This is a genomic window from Cupriavidus pauculus (assembly GCF_022179805.1).
GTDB lineage: Bacteria > Pseudomonadota > Gammaproteobacteria > Burkholderiales > Burkholderiaceae > Cupriavidus > Cupriavidus pauculus_E.
Window position 1 is genome coordinate 19,318 of the sequence record NZ_BPUO01000026.1, and the last position, 19,702, is coordinate 39,019.

Annotated in this window: 19 protein-coding genes; 8 read left to right on the top strand and 11 right to left on the bottom strand. The window is 66.4% G+C overall.

Translation table 11 applies throughout. The annotated features are described in order from the left end of the window. Window positions 1-99: 99 nt before the first annotated feature. From recG to ubiA, 5 genes are all read left to right on the top strand, one after another. A complete protein-coding gene (gene recG, locus MFF62_RS29760; RefSeq protein WP_238267539.1) occupies window positions 100-2,301 on the top strand; it encodes an ATP-dependent DNA helicase RecG in 2,202 nt (733 codons plus the stop codon). A gap of 123 nt (window positions 2,302-2,424) precedes the next feature. After that, on the top strand, window positions 2,425-3,381 hold the full coding sequence (locus MFF62_RS29765; RefSeq protein WP_238267541.1) for a LysR substrate-binding domain-containing protein: 957 nt from the start codon (window positions 2,425-2,427) through the stop codon (window positions 3,379-3,381). Window positions 3,382-3,617: 236 nt separating this feature from the next. Further along, window positions 3,618-3,803 (top strand): hypothetical protein, encoded by a 186-nt coding sequence (locus MFF62_RS29770; protein ID WP_238267542.1) that lies wholly within the window; start codon window positions 3,618-3,620, stop codon window positions 3,801-3,803. An 84-nt stretch (window positions 3,804-3,887) separates the two neighbouring features. Continuing rightward, window positions 3,888-4,373: a Dps family protein gene (locus tag MFF62_RS29775; protein ID WP_238267543.1), complete on the top strand. Its 486-nt coding sequence runs from the start codon at window positions 3,888-3,890 to the stop codon at window positions 4,371-4,373. Window positions 4,374-4,466: 93 nt separating this feature from the next. Next, window positions 4,467-5,351 carry a 4-hydroxybenzoate octaprenyltransferase gene (ubiA, locus tag MFF62_RS29780; RefSeq protein ID WP_238267544.1) on the top strand — a complete coding sequence of 295 codons (885 nt, stop codon included), beginning with the start codon at window positions 4,467-4,469 and terminating at the stop codon, window positions 5,349-5,351. Window positions 5,352-5,523: 172 nt separating this feature from the next. Here the strand turns inward: ubiA and proC are convergent, their stop codons facing one another. Both proC and MFF62_RS29790 read right to left on the bottom strand, forming a co-directional pair. Beyond that, window positions 5,524-6,345 (bottom strand): pyrroline-5-carboxylate reductase, encoded by an 822-nt coding sequence (gene proC, locus MFF62_RS29785; protein WP_238267545.1) that lies wholly within the window; start codon window positions 6,343-6,345, stop codon window positions 5,524-5,526. A 72-nt stretch (window positions 6,346-6,417) separates the two neighbouring features. Then, on the bottom strand, window positions 6,418-7,107 hold the full coding sequence (locus tag MFF62_RS29790; RefSeq protein WP_238267546.1) for a YggS family pyridoxal phosphate-dependent enzyme: 690 nt from the start codon (window positions 7,105-7,107) through the stop codon (window positions 6,418-6,420). 122 nt (window positions 7,108-7,229) lie between these two features. Here MFF62_RS29790 and MFF62_RS29795 point away from each other — a divergent pair, with 122 nt between their 5' ends. The 3 genes from MFF62_RS29795 to MFF62_RS29805 all read left to right on the top strand — a co-directional run bounded on the left by MFF62_RS29795 (window position 7,230) and on the right by MFF62_RS29805 (window position 10,015). Further along, on the top strand, window positions 7,230-8,273 hold the full coding sequence (locus MFF62_RS29795) for a type IV pilus twitching motility protein PilT (RefSeq protein ID WP_238267547.1): 1,044 nt from the start codon (window positions 7,230-7,232) through the stop codon (window positions 8,271-8,273). An 11-nt stretch (window positions 8,274-8,284) separates the two neighbouring features. Beyond that, the gene (locus tag MFF62_RS29800; protein WP_238267548.1) at window positions 8,285-9,424 is read left to right on the top strand and encodes a PilT/PilU family type 4a pilus ATPase; all 1,140 of its coding nucleotides are present in this window, start codon (window positions 8,285-8,287) and stop codon (window positions 9,422-9,424) included. Window positions 9,425-9,520: 96 nt separating this feature from the next. Next, window positions 9,521-10,015, top strand: coding sequence for a glutathione peroxidase (locus MFF62_RS29805; RefSeq protein ID WP_238267551.1), 495 nt, complete (start codon window positions 9,521-9,523; stop codon window positions 10,013-10,015). A gap of 30 nt (window positions 10,016-10,045) precedes the next feature. Here MFF62_RS29805 and MFF62_RS29810 read toward each other — a convergent pair whose 3' ends face one another. From MFF62_RS29810 to MFF62_RS29850, 9 genes are all read right to left on the bottom strand, one after another. Beyond that, window positions 10,046-10,738, bottom strand: coding sequence for a helix-turn-helix transcriptional regulator (locus MFF62_RS29810; protein ID WP_238267553.1), 693 nt, complete (start codon window positions 10,736-10,738; stop codon window positions 10,046-10,048). 98 nt (window positions 10,739-10,836) lie between these two features. Next, the gene (locus MFF62_RS29815; RefSeq protein ID WP_238267555.1) at window positions 10,837-11,562 is read right to left on the bottom strand and encodes an LrgB family protein; all 726 of its coding nucleotides are present in this window, start codon (window positions 11,560-11,562) and stop codon (window positions 10,837-10,839) included. Continuing rightward, the gene (locus tag MFF62_RS29820) at window positions 11,559-11,933 is read right to left on the bottom strand and encodes a CidA/LrgA family protein (protein ID WP_238267557.1); all 375 of its coding nucleotides are present in this window, start codon (window positions 11,931-11,933) and stop codon (window positions 11,559-11,561) included. The genes MFF62_RS29815 and MFF62_RS29820 overlap by 4 nt, the downstream gene beginning before the upstream one ends. 269 nt (window positions 11,934-12,202) lie before the next feature. Then, window positions 12,203-13,471, bottom strand: coding sequence for a glycolate oxidase subunit GlcF (gene glcF / locus MFF62_RS29825; protein WP_238267559.1), 1,269 nt, complete (start codon window positions 13,469-13,471; stop codon window positions 12,203-12,205). 44 nt (window positions 13,472-13,515) lie between these two features. Further along, entirely contained in the window at window positions 13,516-14,631 is a 1,116-nt protein-coding gene (gene glcE / locus MFF62_RS29830) for a glycolate oxidase subunit GlcE (protein WP_238267561.1), read from the bottom strand. A 45-nt stretch (window positions 14,632-14,676) separates the two neighbouring features. Continuing rightward, window positions 14,677-15,615, bottom strand: coding sequence for an ion transporter (locus MFF62_RS29835; protein WP_238267563.1), 939 nt, complete (start codon window positions 15,613-15,615; stop codon window positions 14,677-14,679). A gap of 66 nt (window positions 15,616-15,681) precedes the next feature. Continuing rightward, window positions 15,682-17,184: an FAD-linked oxidase C-terminal domain-containing protein gene (locus tag MFF62_RS29840; RefSeq protein WP_238267568.1), complete on the bottom strand. Its 1,503-nt coding sequence runs from the start codon at window positions 17,182-17,184 to the stop codon at window positions 15,682-15,684. 195 nt (window positions 17,185-17,379) lie between these two features. After that, window positions 17,380-18,270: a LysR substrate-binding domain-containing protein gene (locus tag MFF62_RS29845; RefSeq protein ID WP_238267569.1), complete on the bottom strand. Its 891-nt coding sequence runs from the start codon at window positions 18,268-18,270 to the stop codon at window positions 17,380-17,382. Window positions 18,271-18,280: 10 nt separating this feature from the next. Beyond that, window positions 18,281-19,699, bottom strand: coding sequence for an FAD-binding oxidoreductase (locus tag MFF62_RS29850; RefSeq protein ID WP_238267570.1), 1,419 nt, complete (start codon window positions 19,697-19,699; stop codon window positions 18,281-18,283). Window positions 19,700-19,702 lie beyond the last annotated feature (3 nt).

Consider the following 19,702-nt stretch of genomic DNA (forward strand, 5'->3'; position numbering starts at 1 on the left):
ATCGGTACGGCATGGGTACAATCGGCGAATCCGACATTGTAAGGCTTGGGCGCGCCGCTTCGCCCACGCCACGCTTGTGACTCCCATTATTCAGCGCTGATGCCAGGCACCGCCACCGACCCGACCGACGATACTGTCCCGCCTACCGAGTCCGCCCCGAAGCCGGCGCGACGCGGCGGGAAAGAGGGTGCAAAGCCGGACGCCAAGGCGGATGCCAAGGCCAAGCCGTCTTCCGCCGTGGCGCGGCTGGCCAAGCTGGGCCTGCGGCGGCCGGTGGACCTGGTGTTGCACCTGCCGCTGCGCTACGAAGACGAAACCACGCTGGAGCCGATCCGCGAAGCGATCCGCCGCGCCGGCATGGGGCTGGCGGCGCAGGTCGAGGGCGAAGTTGTGTCGAACGAGGTGACTTTCCGGCCGCGCCGCCAACTGGTGGTGAAAATGGCGGACGACACCGGCGAGCTGACGTTGCGCTTTCTCAACTTCTACGGCAGCCAGACCAAGCAGATGGCCGAAGGCATGCGGCTGCGCGTGCGCGGCGAGATACGGGGCGGATTCTTTGGCGCCGAAATGGTCCATCCGACCGTGCGCGCCATCACGCCCGACGAACCGCTGCCCGATCGGCTGACGCCGGTCTATCCGGCCACTGCGGGCATCTCTCAGGGCTATCTGCGCAAGGCCATTGGCGGCGCCATGTCGCGCACGCCCATGCCGGAGACCTTGCCCCAGGCCATCATGCGCGGCCCGCTGGCACCGCTGAAGCTGCCGCCGCTGATGGATTGCCTGCGCCTGCTGCACAACCCGCCGCCGCAGGAAAGCGAGGCCGCGCTGGCCGACCGCTCGCACCCGGCCTGGATCCGCATCAAGTTCGACGAACTGCTGGCGCAGCAGATCTCGCTGCGCCGCTCGCAGGCCGCGCGCAAGGAGAAGAACGCGCCATCGATGCCGCGCCGCGCCGGCGGCCTGCTGACCAACTTCCAGGCCGCGCTGCCGTTCAAATTGACCGGCGCCCAGCAGCGCGTGGTCGAGGAAATCGCCGCCGACATGACACGGCCGCATCCGATGCACCGGCTGCTGCAGGGCGACGTGGGCAGCGGCAAGACCATCGTGGCCGCGCTGGCGGCCTGCCAGGCCATCGACGCGGGCTTTCAGGCCGCGCTGATGGCGCCCACCGAAATCCTGGCCGAGCAGCACTACCGCAAGCTGTCGGCGTGGCTGGAGCCGCTGGGCGTGCCCGTGGTCTGGCTGGCCGGCAGCCTGAAGACCAAGGCCAAGCGCGAGGCCGTGGCCCGCGCCGAATCGGGCGAGGCAAAGCTGGTGATCGGCACGCATGCGCTGATCCAGGACGGCGTGAAGTTTGCCAACCTGGGGCTGGCCGTGGTCGACGAACAGCACCGCTTCGGGGTGGCCCAGCGGCTGGCATTGCGCGGCAAGGCGGCCGAGGGCGATGCGCCGAAGCCGGCCGACGACAAGCTGGCGCAGGTGCCGCACCAGTTGATGATGTCGGCCACGCCGATCCCGCGCACGCTGGCCATGACGTATTACGCCGACCTCGACGTGTCGGTCATCGACGAACTGCCGCCGGGGCGCACGCCGATCGTGACGCGGCTGGTCAACGATGCGCGCCGCGACGAGGTCATCGAGCGCGTACACCACGCGGCGGCCGAAGGGCGCCAGGTCTACTGGGTTTGCCCGCTGATCGAGGAAAGCGAGGCGCTGCAGTTGCAGACCGCCGTGGAGACCTACGAAACGCTGATGGCCGCGCTGCCCGACCTGCGCGTGGGCCTGGTCCATGGGCGGCTGCCGCCAGCGGAGAAGGCCGCCGTGATGGACGACTTCACCGCCAACCGGCTGCAGGTGCTGGTGGCCACCACCGTGATCGAAGTGGGCGTGGACGTGCCCAACGCCTCGCTGATGGTGATCGAGCATGCCGAGCGCTTTGGCCTGGCGCAGCTGCACCAGTTGCGCGGCCGCGTGGGGCGGGGCAGCGCGGAATCGGTCTGCCTGCTGATGTATCAGGCGCCGTTGTCACCCACTGCGCGTGAACGCCTGGCGACGATGCGCGAAACCACCGACGGCTTCGAAATTGCCCGGCGTGACCTGCAGATCCGAGGTCCGGGTGAATTCCTGGGAGCGCGCCAGTCCGGCGAGGCCATGCTGCGCTTTGCCGACCTGGAGACCGACGCCTGGCTGGTGGACTACGCCCAGGAAGCCGCCGAACTGATGCTGGAACGGTTTCCCGAGGAGGTTGAGTCACATTTGTCACGCTGGCTGGGCGGACGCGAACACTTTTTGAAGGCGTAGCCGATCACCGGTCGGTGTTTCTGACTAGTCAGAAAAAGTGCCGCAAGACTGACATTGCTTCGGCGATCTGACAGATGGCGGAATCGAAGCTAAAATCTATCGCCTAACCGAACCTGATTGATCATGACGCTCACCGAACTCAAGTACATCGTCGCCGTCGCGCGCGAGCGCCATTTCGGCCGGGCGGCCGAGGCGTGCTTCGTGTCGCAGCCGACCCTGTCGGTTGCCATCAAGAAGCTGGAGGACGAGCTGACCGTGCAGATTTTCGAGCGCGGCACCTCGGAGGTGTCGGTGACGGCCATCGGCGAGCAGATCGTGGCGCAGGCGCAGCGCGTGCTCGAACAGACCATGGCGATTCGTGAAATCGCCAAGCAAGGCAAGGATCCGCTGGCCGGCCCGCTGCGCGTGGGCGTGATCTACACGATCGGGCCGTACCTGCTGCCGTCGCTGGTCAAGCAGATGATCGATACCGTCCCGCAGATGCCGCTGATGCTGCAGGAAAACTACACCAACAAGCTGATCGAACTGCTCAAGCAGGGCGAGATCGACTGCGCGATCATGGCCGAGCCGTTCGCGGATTCGGGCCTGACCGTGCGGCCGCTCTACGACGAGCCGTTCGTGGTGGCCGTGCCGCGCGGGCACAAGCTGGCCGAGCAGGCCAAGGTGGACCCGGACGAACTGAAGCAGCAGACCATGCTGCTGCTGGGCAGCGGCCACTGCTTCCGCGACCACGTGCTGGGCGTCTGTCCCGAACTGTCGCGCTTCTCGCAGGCTGCCGACGGTATCCAGAAGACGTTCGAGGGCTCGTCGCTCGAAACGATCCGGCACATGGTGGCCAGCGGCGTGGGTATTACGGTGCTGCCGCGCACGTCGGTGCCCGACCTCAAGCCGCGAAACGACTTGCTGTCGTACGTGCCGTTCGCCGAGCCGGTGCCCGATCGCCGCGTGGTGCTGGCCTGGCGCAAGAGCTTTACCCGCCTGCCCGCCATGGAAGCACTGGCCAATGCCGTGGCCGCCTGCGAACTGTCGGGTGTGCGCAAGCTTGCCAGCGCCGAGGACGTGGAGGCCGTGGCCGCCTGAGTCCACTGCACCGATCTGTATCGGAAGTTGCCGACGGCAGGGGAGACCCTGCCGTTTTTGTTTTCCGCGCGCATTCCTGCAAAACCCATGACTTCCACGCGGTTATAGGTGTCGCCTATTTGATAGGTTGAAATTATCAAATAGTCACATGAATAGCCGGTGCCTACACTCCGTCCATCGGGTCGCGACACCAACCTGGCGGACAGGAGCGACCCGCCTACACAGGGAGAAACATCATGGCAATGCTCGATCTTTTCGTGAGCGAATTCCGGCAGTTGCGAGCCGACGCCGCACGGGCGGGCAAGGCCGGACGCCTGCGCCGCAAGTTGGTACGCAAGGAAATCGGCATGGCCATTGTCGCGCTTGGCGCAATGGTGATGTTCCTCGATGCGGCGCAGGGTGTGTCCTTCCTCGTGACATGACCTGGTGCGATAATGGCCGCTGCTCGTCCGCGGTAGCGCGGGCGGCCGATCCTCGTGGCCTGACCAGAATGGAGCTTAGAAACCATGGCAAAGAAGAATGAGATGAGCGTGAACATCGGAATTTCGGACAAGGACCGCAAGAAGATCGCGGAAGGCCTGAGCAAGCTGCTGGCCGACACCTACACCCTCTATCTCAAGACCCACAACTTCCATTGGAACGTGACGGGCCCGATGTTCAATACGCTGCATCTGATGTTCGAGACGCAGTACACCGAACTGGCGCTGGCCGTCGACGCCATTGCCGAGCGTATCCGCGCACTGGGCTACCCGGCACCGGGCACGTACAAGGAATACGCGAAGCTGTCGTCGATCGCCGAGGAAGATGGCGTGCCCGAGGCCACCGACATGATCCGCAAGCTCGTGGAAGGCCAGGAAGCCGTGGTGCGCACCGCGCGCTCGCTGTTCCCGGTCATCGATGCAGCGGGTGACGAGCCGTCGGCCGACCTGCTGACCCAGCGCATGCAGACGCACGAAAAGACTGCGTGGATGCTGCGCGCAATGCTGGCCTAATTCACGTCATGCCCGCCACCGGTTGAACCGGTACAACGCGCCTCGGCCTGCCGGGGCGCGTTTTTTTCTTTGTATTGCCTGAAGTCCGCCGCCATGTCCCATCCGTCCGCCGCCCCCCGACACCCAGGCCGCCTCGCGCTGTACGCGCGACTGGTGCGCATCGACAAGCCGATCGGCACGCTGCTGCTGCTGTGGCCCACGCTATGGGCGATGTGGATGGCCGCCGGCGGGCCGCCGTCATGGCAGATGTTCTGGATTTTCTTCGTCGGCACCTTCCTGATGCGCTCGGCCGGCTGTGCCATCAACGACTGGGCCGACCGCGATTTCGACAAGCACGTGAAGCGCACCAAGGAGCGGCCGCTGACCGCCGGGCTGATTGCCAACTGGGAAGCGCTGGCCGTGGCCGCCGTGCTGGCGCTGATTGCCTTCGCGCTGATCCTGCCGCTGAACGGCCTAACCAAGTGGTTGGCCGTGGTGGCCGCCGTGCTGGCCGGAACCTATCCGTTCTTCAAACGCTTTTTCGCGATTCCGCAGGCCTATCTGGGTATCGCGTTCGGGTTTGGCATTCCGATGGCATTTGCCGCCATCCAGGGGCAGGTGCCGTTCGTGGCCTGGCTGATGCTGCTGGGCAACGTGTTCTGGGCCGTGGCCTACGACACGGCCTACGCCATGGTCGACCGCGACGATGACCTGCTGCTGGGCATGAAAACGTCGGCCATTACCTTCGGCCGCTTTGACGTGGCTGCCATCATGGTCTGCTATGCGGTGTTTCTGGGCTTGATGGCGTGGGCTGGCGCGCTGCTGGATCTGGGCTGGCCGTATTACGTGGGGCTGGTGGCCGCGGCGGCGATGGCCGGCTACCACTACACCCTGATTCGCGAGCGCGACCGCATGAAGTGCTTTGCTGCGTTCCGGCACAACAACTGGCTCGGGGCTTGTGTGTTCGCGGGGACGTTTGGGGCGTACTTGTTGAAGTAGCCCTAGCCCCTCGGTTCTCTCTGGTTTTCTCCCCTCTCCCGCGACGCGGGAGAGGGGCCGGGGGAGAGGGCCAGCGGTTCAAATTGCCACTGATCGGCAAGCAGAGCATCAAGCCCTCACCCCCAACCCCTCTCCCATTCATGGGGAGGGGAGCAGGAAAGCGCGGGGACGTTTAATCCTTGCCGAATTCCGCGCCCATCTCGCGGCCGCGTGCTGCGGCGGCGTGCATCGCTTTCACGAACGCATCCTTCATGCCGCTGGCATCCATTGCCGTCAGCGCTGCGTAGGTCGTGCCGCCCTTGGACGTCACGCGCTCGCGCAGCACCGAGACCGGCTCGGTCGACGCTGCGGCCAGCGCGGCGGCGCCCCGGAACGTTTCCACGGCGAGCTGGCGGCCCTGGTCGGCGGACAGGCCCATTTCCGTGGCTGCGCGCTCCATCGCCTCGACGAAATAGAAGACATAGGCCGGGCCGCTGCCCGAGATGGCGGTCACGGCGTCGATCTGGTCGTCGTTATCCACCCATACGCATTGCCCAACGGCCTGAGCCACGGCCGTGGCGATGTCGCGGTCGGCGCCGGACAGGCCCGGCGCGGCGGCCAGCCCCGTCATGCCCATGCCGGCCAGCGCCGGCGTGTTCGGCATGGCCCGCACCAGGCGGTTGCGGCCCAGCCAGCGGGCCATGTCCTGCAGCCGGATGCCAGCCGCCACGCTGATGATCAGGTTGTCGGTCAGCAGCGGCACCAGCGGGGCAATCGCATCGCGGTATTGCTGCGGCTTGACGGCCAGCACGATCACGTCGCTGGCGCCGAATGCGGCGTCGGGCGCCGCCAGCGCGTGCACGCCCAGCGTCTGGGTCAGGCGCTGGCGGGCATCGTCGAACGGATCGACCACGCGGATCGCGCCGGCAGGCACGCCACGGGCCACCAGGCCGCCAATCAGGGCGGAGGCCATGTTGCCGCCGCCGAGAAAGCCGAAGGTGAGGGAATCGAGCATCAAGTTTCCTGGTCTGCCAGCGCGATACGTGTCGGCTGGCGTTTTTTCATGTCGTGGTGTTTGGGGGGGCAATCAGCCCCGCGCGCCGAAGATCGCGGTGCCGATACGCACCAGCGTGGCGCCCTCGGCGATGGCCGCGTCCATGTCGGCGGACATGCCCATCGAGAGCGTGTCCACGTTTAGCCCGGATTGGCGTAGTTGATCAAGCAACGCACGAAGGGCGGCAAACGGTTGACGCTGGGCATCCGGGTCGGACGCCGGCGCCGGAATGGCCATCAGGCCGCGCAAAGTCAGGTTGGGCAGCGCCGCGATGGCCAGCGCCAGCGCTGGTACTTCTTCCGGGGCCACGCCGCTCTTGGTGTCCTCGCCGCTGATATTGACCTGGATGCAGACCTGCAGCGGCGGCAGTCCGGCCGGACGCTGGGCGGATAGCCGTTCGGCGATCTTCAGGCGGTCGACCGCGTGAACCCAGTCGAACTGCTCGGCCACCGGCCGCGTCTTGTTGCTTTGCAGGGGGCCGATGAAATGCCATTCGACCTGGCTGCGCACCGCGTCCAGCGCCGCGATCTTGTCCAGCCCTTCCTGGACATAGTTTTCGCCAAATGCCCGCTGGCCGGCGTCGAAGGCTTCGCGCACGCCGGCCGGCGAAACCGTCTTGGAAACCGCCAGCAGCCTGACGTCGGCGGCCGACCTGCCGGCTTGTTGTGCGGCCGCCGCGATGTCATTTTTCACGGCTTGCAAGTTGGCGGCGATTACAGACATAATCCAGCGGAAATATTCCAAGAAGTACAACTAGAAGTACAACTAGAAGTACAACAATAAACCTGTGAAGGCCCGCCAGACGGATTTTCGGCCAGGGCCTCTTTAGGGTGGGGTCATTATAGATGGACATCGCACAGCTTCTGGCCTTCGCGGTCAAGAACAAGGCTTCCGATCTTCACCTCTCGGCCGACATGCCGCCGATGGTGCGTATTCACGGGGACATGCGCCGCATCAACGTCGCGGCCATGACGCACAAGGACGTTCACGCCATGGTGTACGACATCATGAGCGACGTTCAGCGCAAAGCCTACGAAGAACGCCTGGAAGTCGATTTCTCGTTCGAAATCTCGGGCCTGTCCCGCTTCCGGGTCAATGCCTTCACCACGCAGCGCGGCTCGGCCGCCGTCTTCCGGACGATTCCGTCGAAGGTGCTCACGCTCGACGACCTGCACGCGCCGGCCGTGTTCGCCGACCTGTGCATGAAGCCGCGCGGGCTGGTGCTGGTGACCGGGCCGACCGGTTCGGGCAAGTCGACCACGCTGGCGGCGATGGTCGACCATCGCAACGACAACGATATGGGCCACATCCTCACGGTTGAGGACCCGATCGAATTCGTGCACAACTCCAAGAAGAGCCTGATCAACCAGCGCGAACTGGGTCCGCATACGCATTCGTTCGCCAACGCGCTGCGTTCGGCGCTGCGTGAGGATCCGGACGTGGTGCTGGTGGGCGAATTGCGTGACCTGGAAACGATCCGCCTGGCGCTGACCGCCGCGGAAACCGGCCACCTGGTCTTTGCCACGCTGCACACGAGTTCCGCCGCCAAGACCATTGACCGGGTGGTGGACGTGTTCCCGCCCGAGGAAAAGGACATGGTACGGACGATGCTGTCCGAGTCGCTGGAGGCGGTGATCTCGCAGACGCTGCTCAAGACGCGCGACGGCAATGGCCGTACCGCGGCGCACGAAATCATGATCGCCACGCCCGCCATCCGACACCTGATCCGCGAGAACAAGATCGCGCAGATGTACTCGATGATGCAGACGTCCAGCGGCATGGGCATGCAGACGCTGGACCAGTGCCTGAGCGACCTGATCAAGCGTGGCGTGATCAACTTCAACGATGCGAAGGCGATCGCGAAGAATCCCGACGCCTTCATGGGATAAGGGGCCTGACCATGCTCGACCGCGAATCCGCATCGAAGTACATCAACGACCTGCTGGAGCTGATGGTGAACAACCGCGGCTCCGACCTGTTCATCACGTCGGAATTCCCGCCGGCCATCAAGGTCGACGGCAAGATCACGCCGGTGTCGCAGCAACCGCTGAATCCCACGCAGGCACTGGGCCTGGTGCGCTCGATCATGAACGAGCGCCAGGTGAAGGAATTCGACGACACGCGCGAGTGCAATTTCGCGATCACGGCGCCCAATGCGGGCCGCTTCCGGGTATCGGCGTTCATCCAGCAGGGACGCGCCGGCATGGTGGTGCGGACGATCAATACGCGCATCCCGTCGGTGGAAGACCTGGACCTGCCGCAGTCGCTGCACGACATCGTGATGTCCAAGCGCGGCCTGGTGATCGTCACCGGCGCCACGGGCTCGGGCAAGTCGACGTCGCTGGCAGCCATGCTCGACCACCGCAACGCGCATGCGTACGGCCACATCATCACGATCGAGGACCCGATCGAGTACGTGCACGCGCACCAGAACTGCATCGTCACGCAGCGCGAAGTGGGCATCGACACCGAGTCGTGGCACGTGGCGCTGAAGAACACGCTGCGCCAGGCGCCGGACGTGATCCTGATTGGCGAAATCCGTGACCGCGAAACGATGGAATACGCGATGCAGTATGCGGAAACGGGCCACCTGTGCCTGGCCACGCTGCACGCGAACAACGCCAACCAGGCCATCGACCGTATCGTCAACTTCTTCCCCGAGGAAAAGCGCCAGCAGCTGCTGATCGACCTGTCGCTGAACCTGAAGGCGATGATCTCGCAGCGCCTGCTGCCGCGCGCCGGCCGCAAGGGCCGCGTACCGGCGGTGGAAATCATGATCGGTACGCCGCTGGTGGCCGACCTGATCTTCAAGGGCGAGATCCACGAGCTCAAGGAGGTCATCAAGAAATCGCGCGAGCAGGGCATGATCTCGTTCGACCAGGCGCTGTTCGAGCTGTACGAGGAGGAGAAGATCACGTACGAGGACGCGCTCAAGAACGCCGACTCGCTCAACGACCTGCGCCTGATGATCAAGCTGCATAGCGCGCGGCATCGCGACGCCGACCTGGGCGCGGGTACCGAACACCTGAACGTGATCTGACGCGCGGGGCAGCGGACGGGAAGACGCTGCGGCGCGGGCGCGGTATGCTTGGCGCCTGTCCCGATTCCGCCCCTATCCAGTACGAGGAGACCGACGATGAGCAACGTCTACCAGTTTGAAGCCAATTCGCTGGCCGGCCAGCCGGTGCCGCTGACCGAATACAGGGGCAAGGTGCTGCTGATCGTCAACACTGCCAGCGAATGCGGTTTTACGCCGCAATACGCGGGCCTGCAGACGCTGCAGGACAGCTACCAGACGCGCGGTTTCGACGTGCTGGGCTTTCCGTGCAACCAGTTCGGCAAGCAGGAGCCCGGCGATGCGGAGGAGATCGGTGCGTTCTGCGAGTCGCGCTTCCACGTCACGTTCCCGATGTTCGACAAGATCGACGTGAACGGCGCCGACGCCCACCCGCTCTACAAGTGGCTGACGTCGGAGAAGCCCGGCCTGCTGGGTACGCAGGCGATCAAGTGGAATTTCACCAAGTTCCTGGTGCGCCGCGACGGCACGATCTTCAAGCGCTACGCACCCACCACCAAGCCCGACGAGATTCGCGGCGACATCGAGAAGCTGCTCGCCGATCCGGGCGCCTGAGCCATCGGCATCCAGCGCGGCTGAGATGGCTCAGCCGTGCGAGTCCGCCCGCACCGCGCGCAGGAAGCCATTGAGCGAGCGTTCCGGCGTTTCATGGAAGTGCTCCGCCAGCATCGTGAGCTTGCGGCAGCGGTCCAGGCGGAAGCTGCGATAGTCCTCGCGCGCCGTGCACCACGCGGCCACCAGCCAGACATTGCCCCAGAAGAACAGTCCCAGCGGCTGCACCACGCGCACCGTGTCGCGTTGCTGCGCGTCGCTGTAGTCGATCTGCAGCAGGCGCTGCATGCCGATGGCCGAGTGCACGATATCGAATGCCTCGCGCACGGCGGGCTGGTTCGCATACTCGGGCGCGAAGATGCGGCTCTGCTGCGCGGACAGCCGCCGTTGCGGCGGCAGGGCGGCCATCAGCTTTTCCAGCGACGGATCGGCCGCAGCGGCCAGAGCGCCGCCGCCCCACGCCTTCAGCAGGCGCAGGCCAGCCACCATGGCCTCCACTTCCATCGACGTGAACATCAGCGGCGGCACATCGTAGTCGGGCCGCAGCCGGTAGCCGATGCCGGCCTCGCCCTCCACGGGCACGCCTGACAGCGACAGGGCCTGGATATCGCGATAGACCGTGCGCTCGGAGACGCCCAGCCGCTGCGCCAGCAGCGCCGCCGTGGTCAGGCGGCGGCCGCGCAACACCTGGACGATCTGGAAGAGGCGGTCGGCGCGTCGGCTCATGGTGGTTTCAATACGTTCGGGAGAACGGATGATGCGCGGCTACTCCTGACAACGTGCTGTCAGGAGGATGTCAGGGGCGCCCCGGGGATCTCCGGCAGTCAGCGCGGCATCCATGTGGCCATGACCGGCACGATGATGGCGGTCAGCACGCCATTCAGGCCCATGCCCAGCGCCGAGAACGCGCCCGCTTCCTGGCTGACCTGGAACGCGCGCGCCGTGCCGATGCCGTGTGCCGCCACGCCGGTGGCAAAGCCGCGCACCGTGTAGTCGCGCACGCGCAACAGGTTCAGCAGGCCAGTGGCGCTGACCGCGCCGACAATGCCGGTAGCCATGACCAGCACGGCCGTCAGCGACGGCAGCCCGCCGATCTTCTCCGACACCCCCATCGCAATCGGAATCGTCACCGACTTCGGCGCCAGCGAGCGCACCACTTCGGGCGACGCGCCCAGCAGGTACGCAATACCCACCGCCGACACCACGGCCGCGACCGATCCCGCCAGCAGCCCCACCAGCAGCGGCAGCACGTTGCTGCGCAGCTTGGGCAGTTGCGTGTACAGCGGCACCGCCAGGGCCACGGTGGCCGGGCCTAGCAGGAAGTGCACGAACTGCGCACCGTCGAAGTAGGTCTTGTAGGGCGTGCCGGTAACGGTCAGCACGGTGACCAGGATGGCCACCGAGATCATCACCGGATTGGCCAGCGGCGAGAACTTTGCCCGCTCGTAGATGCGAAACGCGAACACATAGGCGATCAGCGTGGCGGTCAGCCCGATCAGCGGGCTGGCGGCCAGATACACCCAGATTTCATTGAGGCGCGGCGACATCATGGCTGCACCCCCGTGTCGACAGGCTGTTCGGCGGGTGGCCGGCGCATCAGCGCGCGCGTGACCAGCGCGGTCACCGCGATGGCCACCCAGGTGGAGACCACCAACGCGATGACGATCGGCAGCCATTCGGCGCCGATGCGGTTGGCGTGCACCATGATGCCGACACCTGCCGGCACGAACAGCAACGACAGGTGCTTGAGCAGTTCACTGGCCGAGCCCTGGATCACGGGCAGCAACCGGTTATCGAACACCAGCCAGCCGAACAGCAGCAACATGCCGATCACGGGACCGGGCACGGGCAGCCGCAGCGCGTAGCTGATGACTTCGCCGACGGTCTGGAAGACCAGCAGGATGGCAAACGTCTGGAGCATGGGGGCAGCAATGGGGAAAACCGAGGTGCCGCCATGTTACTCCCGGACAAGATGCGTGCAAGCGGGAGCGTGGGGGTGGGGTTTTGGTTTTTGGGTTTTCTCCCCTCTCCCTCCGGGAGAGGGGCGGGGGGTGAGGGCAGGCGCTTGAAGTCCTAACCCACGCCAGCCAAGCACGACACGCCAGCCCTCACCCCCAACCCCTCTCCCGCCGTGCGGGAGAGGGGAGCGAAAAGACGGAGAGGGGAGCCACGTCCGAGGTGGAGACAGCGTTATGCCGCCTTCGCCACCGCCGGCGTCAACATCCGGTCCACCAGCTCCACCCAGTGCATCACCGGCGTATCCGTGCCGCTCTGCAGGTGCGTGATGCACCCGATGTTGGCCGACACGATGGACTCGGGCGAGGTGGCCTGCAGCTTGGCCAGCTTGTCGTCGCGCAGCCGGTACGACAGTTCCGGTTGCAGGACCGAATACGTGCCCGCCGATCCGCAGCACAGGTGGCTGTCTGCACAGAGCCGTACATCCACGCCCAGGCGCGTCAGCAGCGATTCGACCTTGCCCCGGATCTGCTGGCCATGCTGCAGCGTGCAAGGCGGGTGCCATGCCACGCGCCGGCCGTCGCGCGGTACTGCGCCGGCCAATGCGTGCAGGTCGTCGGCGAAGTCGGGCAACAGTTCCGACAGGTCGCGCGTCAGTGCCGACACGCGCGCGGCGCGCTCCGCGTACTGGGGATCATTGCGCAGCAGGTGCCCGTAGTCCTTGACCATCGCGCCACATCCCGACGCGGTCATGACGATGGCCTCCGCGCCCGCTTCGATATGAGGCCACCAGGCGTCGATATTGGCGCGCATGTTGTCGAGCCCGCCGTCGTGGTCGCCCGTGTGGAAGCGGATGGCGCCACAACAACCGGCTTCCTGCGCCACCACGAGCTGCACACCGAGTTTGTCGAACACGCGGGCCGTGGCGGCATTGATGTTGGGCGACATGGCCGGCTGCACACAACCGTCGAGCAACAGCATCTTGCGCGGATGATCGTTGCGCGGCCAGGTACCGGGCGACGTCGGGTGGGCCGGCACCTTGTTGCGCAGCGTCTGCGGCAGCAGCGGGCGCACGATCTGGCCAAGCTTGAGCGCCGTGCCGAACAGCGCGGGGCGCGTCAGCCCTTCGCGCAGCATCCAGCGCGCAATGCGCTGTTTGGCCGGCCGCTGCACCCCTTGTGCGGCCAGCCGGTCGTCAACGATCTGGCGGCCGATGTCGACCAGACGCCCATAGGTCACGCCGGACGGGCAGGTCGATTCGCAGTTGCGGCAGGTCAGGCAGCGGTCCAGGTGCAGACGCGTGCTTTCGGTCACCGCGTTGCCTTCGAGCACCTGCTTCATCAGGTAGATGCGGCCGCGTGGGCCGTCCAGCTCGTCGCCCAGCAACTGGTAGGTGGGGCAGGTGGCGGTGCAGAAACCGCAGTGCACGCATTTGCCGACGATCGATTTGGCTTCTTCGCCTTCGGGCGTGTTGCGCAGGAATTCGGCCAGTGTGGTTTGCATGGTGGGGGATCGTTATCGTTGTAGACCGTGTCCGGACGGCGGTGTCAGAGCCCGCTGTACATGCGCTGCGGATTGAAGATGCCTGCTGGGTCGAAGCTTGCCTTGAGCCGCTTGTGAATCGCGGCCAGCGGCGACGACAGCGGCGTGAACACGCCCACGGCCTTGTCGCCATTGCGGAACAGCGTGGCATGGCCGCCAGCGGCCTGGGCGCTGGCGCGCACCAGATCGGCCGATGCCGCGCTGTCGTCGGGCGCCAGCCACCAGCGCTGGCCGCCGCCCCATTCCACGAGCTGCTCGCCGGGCAGGTCCAGCGGTGCGGCGACGGTGGGCACCGCAATACGCCACAGCGCGCGGCCGGCCTCGAGTGCCGGCGTGAAGAACGGATGCGTCTGCTCGCGCAGCGCCACCCAGAGTTGCGCCGCGTGGCTGGCGTCGACCACCTCGCCGCCCAGGCTGTCGCGTGCCGCGCAAACCGCAGCCGTGGCGCCGCTCAGGCGTACATGCAGCGTGCCGTCATGCCAGGCCGACGCCGCGATCGGCAGCGGCTTGCCACCCCATTTGTTCAACTGGTCGATGGCCTCGGCCTGCGGCAGCGCGAACTGCAGCGCGGCGTCGTCGAACGGCACCGGCAGCACCTTCAGCGATACCTCGGTCACCAGGCCGAGCGTGCCGAGTGACCCGGCCAGCAGGCGCGAGACGTCATAGCCGGCCACGTTCTTCATGACCTGTCCGCCGAAGTTCAGGATCTCGCCCTTGCCGTCCATCAGTTGCGCGCCCAGCACGAAGTCGCGCAGCGCGCCCACCGACTGCCGGCGCGGTCCCGATAGCCCCGCCGCCACTGCACCGCCCAGCGTGGCCGTGCTGGCCTGGCCGTGCGCGGCAAAGTGCGGCGGCTCGAAGGCCAGCATCTGGCGGCATTCGGCCAGCGCATCCTCGATCTCGGCCAGCGGCGTGCCGCAGCGCGCCGTGATCACCAGTTCGGCCGGATCGTAGTCCACGATGCCGCGATAGGCGCGCGTGTCCAGCACGGTGCCTTCAAAGCCCTGCCCGTAGAAATCCTTGCTGCCGCCGCCGCGTAGCCGCAGCGGGGTACGGCTGTCGCCGGCCTGGCGAATCGCATCGCGGAACGTCGCGAGTGTGGCGTCGAGGGTGGCTTGCATGAGGACTTGTCGTTATCGATGGTTGATTGGCGCGTCTACTTGCGACTATTTGCGCCGCTTGGGCGGCGGCGGCTGGTTTTCCACCGCGCCCTCCAGCCGGCCTTCCAGCCCGGGTTCGCTGCGGTAGTCAGGCAACGCGCTGCCGCAGTGCTGGCAGTACTTGGCCGACGGTTCGTGCCCCTCGGTCAGGCAGTGTTCGCAGCAACGCGTGGTCAGCGGCCGCTTGATGATGCTGGCGGCCAGTTCGGCGCCGACGATGCCGGTGGGGAACGCGATGATGCCGTAGCCCAGCAGGATGGTCAGCGACGTGATGAATTGCCCCACCGGCGTCTTGGGCACCATGTCGCCAAAGCCCGTCGTGGTCAGCGTGACGATGGCCCAGTACATGCTGAGCGGAATGCTCGTGAAGCCATGCTCGGGGCCTTCCACCACGTACATCACTGTGCCCAGGATCACGGTGATGATGAACACCGTGCCCAGGAACACGAAAATCTTGCGCCGGCTGTTGGACAGCGCGCGGGCCAGGATCTCGGCTTCCTCGAAGTACACCGTGAGCTTGAGAATCCGGAACACGCGCAGCAGCCGCAGCAGCCGCACGTCGATCAGGAACGCCAGCTCCGGCGCGAAGAACGACGCCCACGTGGGCATGATCGAGATGAAGTCGATGATGCCGTAGAAGCTCAGCGCGTACCGCAGCGGCCGCTTCACCACGCACAGCCGCATGATGTACTCGGCCGTGAACACCAGCGTGAACATCCATTCGAGCACGTTGAACAGCGTGCCCAGCCGCACGTGGATCGACGGCACGCTGTCCAGCATCACCACGCCGACACTGGCGACGATCGCGATCAGCAGCACGACGTCGAACAGCCGCCCGGGGCGCGTGTCGGCTTCGAAGATGATCGTGTACCAGTTCTGGCGCCAGCCGGATTCGGGTTGGCCCAGGCGCTGGCGGTTCAGGGCGTTGAGGTTGCGTTGTGGCATGTCTGACGAAACGGTTGGGCGGGATGAGCGGCCTGCCGCCACCCCGCGCCTGCCGTGCGCGTCGAATTAGAACCGCGGCAGGTCGGGATGCGGCAGCAAGCCGCGCTTGACGTGCATCTTGCCGTATTCGGCACAGCGCGCCAGCGTGGGAATGGCCTTGTCCGGATTGAGCAGCCGCGCGGGATCGAACGCCGCCTTCACGCCGAAGAACGCCTCGCATTCCTCGCGCGAGAACTGCACGCACATCGAGTTCAGCTTCTCCACCCCCACGCCATGCTCGCCGGTCACGGTGCCACCCAGTTCGACGCAGGTCTCCAGGATGTCCGACCCGAACAGCTCGGCCCGGTGCCATTCATCCACGTCGCCGCCATCGAACAGGATCAGCGGGTGCATGTTGCCATCGCCGGCGTGGAACACGTTGATGCATCGCAAGCCGTACTTGCGCTCCATCGCCTCGATACGCTTCAGCAGCGTGCCGATGTGCTTGCGCGGGATGGTGCCGTCCATGCAGTAGTAGTCGGGCGAGATGCGGCCGGCTGCCGGGAACGCGTTCTTGCGGCCGCTCCAGAAGCGCAGGCGCTCGGCCTCGTTCTGCGACACCGTGATGCGCGTGGCACCCGACGCGCGCAGCACGTCGCTCATACGGCCGATTTCCTCGGCCACTTCCTCGGGCGTGCCGTCCGACTCGCACAGCAGGATGGCGGCGGCGTCGAGGTCGTAGCCGGCCTTGACGAACTCTTCCACGGCAGCGGTGGCGGGGCGGTCCATCATCTCCAGCCCGGCCGGGATGATGCCCGCGGCGATCACGTCGGCCACGGCATTGCCGCCTTTTTCCACGTCGTCGAAGCTGGCCATGATGACCTGCGCCAGTTGCGGCTTGGGCACCAGCTTGACCGTGACTTCGGTCACCACCGCCAGCATGCCTTCGGAGCCGATGACCGTGGCCAGCAGGTCCAGGCCGGGCGAGTCGGGGGCCTCGGAACCGAAGACCACCACGTCGCCTTCCATGGTCACGCCGCGCACGCGCAGCACGTTGTGCACGGTCAGGCCGTACTTCAGGCAGTGCACGCCGCCGGAATTTTCTGCCACGTTGCCGCCGATGGAGCAGGCGATCTGCGACGAGGGATCGGGGGCGTAGTAGAGATTGTGCGGCGCGGCCGCCTCGGAAATCGCCAGGTTGCGCACGCCGGGCTGGACCACCGCGGTGCGCGAATAGGCGTCCATCGACAGGATGCGCTTGAACTTGGCCAGCGATAACACCAGGCCGCCGGCAATCGGCATGGCACCGCCAGACAGGCTGGTGCCGGACCCACGCGGCACCACGGGCACGCGCAGTTCATGGCACAGGCGCAGCACGGCGCAGACCTGTTCCTCGGTGTCGGGCAGCACCACGGCGTCGGGCACCTGGCGATACGCGGCCAGGCCGTCGCACTCGTAGGGCGTGGTGTCCTCGGCCTTCCACAATACGGCGGAGTCGGGCAGGATGGCCGCGAGCCTGGCCAGCAGCGTGGCGCGGCGGGTCTCGGCGGATACATCCGCAACGGTGTGGGCGTCTTGCGGGGCGTTCATGGCGGCAACTCCTGTGACGGACCGGGCGCCGCGCACTGCTGCGCAGGCAAGCGGCCGGGACGGCAGACTATAGCGCAGGCACCTCGCCGGGCGGGCTCCGGCGCACGTGAATTCGGCATGCCATCCCGATCAAAATGGTTCATGCCGGGGCTGCCACAGGGCCGGGAGGCCGCTTTCAGCGTAGTGGCTCGGACGCTACCAGTCCAGCCCGAGCAGCCAGTCGATGAAGTAGCGCGCCTCGGGCATCAGCGGCGCCTGCTCGCGCTCGACGATGTAGTAGCCGTGGGGCGACACCGATTCGATGTCCAGCAGCTTCACCATCTGGCCGGCCGCCAGCCACTGGCGCGCCATGCGCTGGCGCACCAGCCCCACGCCCTGGTTCGACACGATGGCTTCCAGCATCAGGCCGATATCGTTGAACTGCGCGCCCGTCTGCGGCTCGGGCCAGTCCAGGCCGGCCTTCTCGAACCATGGGCGCCACGGCTCCAGCGGGCTGCGCAGCAGAGTCAGATTGTGCAGATCCTCGGGTTTCGTGATCGCAAAGCCGTTCACGCGCTCGTGGTACTCGCGTCCGCATGCCGGAAACACCGGTTCCACCAGCAGCTTGGTGGTCTTCAGGTCCGGGTAGCGCCCCGTGCCATAGCGGATCTCGATGTCGGTATCTTCGGCCTTCACGTCCAGGAACGGCACCGCCAGGTGCAGCTCCAGGTCGATATGCGGATACAGCGCGCTGAACTCCGGCAGGCGCGGCACCAGGTGCTGGCGGCCGAAGGTGGGCGGAATGGCTACGCGCAGGCGCGTGCGCAGCTTGTTGTACTCGGGGCGTGCAAGCTCGTTGAGCGACTTCAGCGCGTCCTGCACATTGCGCTGGTAGCGCGTGCCCGCCGCGGTGAGCCGCAGCGCGGCGTTGGATCGCACGAACAGGTCGTCGCCCCAGAGTTCTTCCAGGTTCTTGATGCGGTGCGAGACCGCGCTCGGTGTGACCGACAGTTCCTCGGCGGCGCGGGCAAAGCTGCCCAGGCGCGCCGCTGATTCGAAGGCGATCAGCAGGTGCAGCGGAGGTACGCGTTGGAAAACCGATGCCATGGCCGCGGCTTCAACGCGACGCGCTGAAGATCTTGCCCGGGTTCAGGATGTGGTTCGGGTCGAATGCGTCCTTGATGGCGCGCATCAGGTCCAGCGCATCCTCGCCGTGCTCCTGCACGAGAAAGCCCATCTTGTGCAGCCCCACGCCGTGCTCGCCGGTACAGGTGCCGCCCATCGCCAGCGCGCGCTGCACGATCCGGCGGTTGATATCCTCGGCCTCGGCCATTTCCTCGGGCTTGGCCGTATCGACCAGGATTGCCACGTGGAAATTGCCGTCGCCGACGTGGCCGACGATCGGGCAGGGCAGCGACGACGCGTTCAGGTCCTGCTCGGTTTCCATCACGCAGTCGGCCAGCCGCGAAATCGGCACGCAGACGTCGGTGGTCACCGCGCGGCAGCCCGGCTTGAGCTGCAGCATCGCAAAGTAGGCGGTGTGGCGCGCGTTCCAGAGCCGCGTGCGGTCTTCGGGGCGCGTGGCCCATTCGAAGCCCTGGCCGCCGTGGTCGGCCACGATTTCCTGCACGGTCTCGGCCTGCTCGCGCACGCCGGCCTCGGTGCCGTGGAATTCGAAGAACAGGTGCGGGGTTTCCGGCAGCGTCAGGTTGTCGTGGCGGTTGATCGCGCGGATGGCCAGCGCATCGACGAATTCCACGCGCGCCACCGGCACGCCAAGCTGGATGGTCTGGATCGTCGCGCGTACCGCGTCGCCCATGCTCGGGAACGCGCAGACGGCGGCCGAGATGGCTTCGGGCTGCGGATACAGGCGCACCGTGACCTCGGTGATGATGCCGAGCGTGCCTTCGCTGCCCACGAACAGGCGGGTCAGGTCGTAGCCGGCCGACGACTTGCGGGCGTTGGTGCCGGTGCGGATCACGCGGCCGTCGGCCGTGACTACGGTCAGGGCCAGCACGTTCTCGCGCATCGTGCCGTAGCGGACTGCATTGGTGCCCGAGGCGCGCGTGGCGCACATGCCGCCCAGCGACGCGTCCGCGCCCGGATCGATCGGGAAGAACAGGCCCGTGTCCTTGATCTCCTGGTTCAGCTGCTTGCGCGTGACGCCGGGCTGCACCGTGACGGTCAGGTCTTCCGGATGCACGGACAGCACGCGGTTCATTTGCGACAGATCCAGGCTCACGCCGCCGGCCACGGCCAGCAGGTGGCCTTCCAGCGACGAACCGGCGCCATAGGCGATCAGCGGCACGCTGTGTGCGTTGCACAACCTGGCCACTTCGGCCACTTCCTCGGTGGTGTGGGCAAAGACCACGGCGTCCGGCGCGGCCGGCGGAAATGGCGATTCGTCGCGGCCATGGTGCTCGCGCACGCCTGTCGAGGTGGAGAACCGGTCGCCGAAGCGCGCGGTCAGGGCCTGGGCCAGCTCGGACGGGAACGGACGGCGCGCCAGGGCGGCGGCTGGGGTGGGGTGGTTCATGCG

What these genes read in the sequence shown, in the direction of transcription:
- recG (WP_238267539.1), top strand. Translation starts at nt 100, where the DNA reads ATGCCAGGCACCGCCACCGACCCGACCGACGATACTGTCCCGCCTACC.
- MFF62_RS29765 (WP_238267541.1), top strand. Translation starts at nt 2,425, where the DNA reads ATGACGCTCACCGAACTCAAGTACATCGTCGCCGTCGCGCGCGAGCGC.
- MFF62_RS29770 (WP_238267542.1), top strand. Translation starts at nt 3,618, where the DNA reads ATGGCAATGCTCGATCTTTTCGTGAGCGAATTCCGGCAGTTGCGAGCC.
- MFF62_RS29775 (WP_238267543.1), top strand. Translation starts at nt 3,888, where the DNA reads ATGGCAAAGAAGAATGAGATGAGCGTGAACATCGGAATTTCGGACAAG.
- ubiA (WP_238267544.1), top strand. Translation starts at nt 4,467, where the DNA reads ATGTCCCATCCGTCCGCCGCCCCCCGACACCCAGGCCGCCTCGCGCTG.
- proC (WP_238267545.1), bottom strand. Translation starts at nt 6,345, where the DNA reads ATGCTCGATTCCCTCACCTTCGGCTTTCTCGGCGGCGGCAACATGGCC.
- MFF62_RS29790 (WP_238267546.1), bottom strand. Translation starts at nt 7,107, where the DNA reads ATGTCTGTAATCGCCGCCAACTTGCAAGCCGTGAAAAATGACATCGCG.
- MFF62_RS29795 (WP_238267547.1), top strand. Translation starts at nt 7,230, where the DNA reads ATGGACATCGCACAGCTTCTGGCCTTCGCGGTCAAGAACAAGGCTTCC.
- MFF62_RS29800 (WP_238267548.1), top strand. Translation starts at nt 8,285, where the DNA reads ATGCTCGACCGCGAATCCGCATCGAAGTACATCAACGACCTGCTGGAG.
- MFF62_RS29805 (WP_238267551.1), top strand. Translation starts at nt 9,521, where the DNA reads ATGAGCAACGTCTACCAGTTTGAAGCCAATTCGCTGGCCGGCCAGCCG.
- MFF62_RS29810 (WP_238267553.1), bottom strand. Translation starts at nt 10,738, where the DNA reads ATGAGCCGACGCGCCGACCGCCTCTTCCAGATCGTCCAGGTGTTGCGC.
- MFF62_RS29815 (WP_238267555.1), bottom strand. Translation starts at nt 11,562, where the DNA reads ATGATGTCGCCGCGCCTCAATGAAATCTGGGTGTATCTGGCCGCCAGC.
- MFF62_RS29820 (WP_238267557.1), bottom strand. Translation starts at nt 11,933, where the DNA reads ATGCTCCAGACGTTTGCCATCCTGCTGGTCTTCCAGACCGTCGGCGAA.
- glcF (WP_238267559.1), bottom strand. Translation starts at nt 13,471, where the DNA reads ATGCAAACCACACTGGCCGAATTCCTGCGCAACACGCCCGAAGGCGAA.
- glcE (WP_238267561.1), bottom strand. Translation starts at nt 14,631, where the DNA reads ATGCAAGCCACCCTCGACGCCACACTCGCGACGTTCCGCGATGCGATT.
- MFF62_RS29835 (WP_238267563.1), bottom strand. Translation starts at nt 15,615, where the DNA reads ATGCCACAACGCAACCTCAACGCCCTGAACCGCCAGCGCCTGGGCCAA.
- MFF62_RS29840 (WP_238267568.1), bottom strand. Translation starts at nt 17,184, where the DNA reads ATGAACGCCCCGCAAGACGCCCACACCGTTGCGGATGTATCCGCCGAG.
- MFF62_RS29845 (WP_238267569.1), bottom strand. Translation starts at nt 18,270, where the DNA reads ATGGCATCGGTTTTCCAACGCGTACCTCCGCTGCACCTGCTGATCGCC.
- MFF62_RS29850 (WP_238267570.1), bottom strand. Translation starts at nt 19,699, where the DNA reads ATGAACCACCCCACCCCAGCCGCCGCCCTGGCGCGCCGTCCGTTCCCG.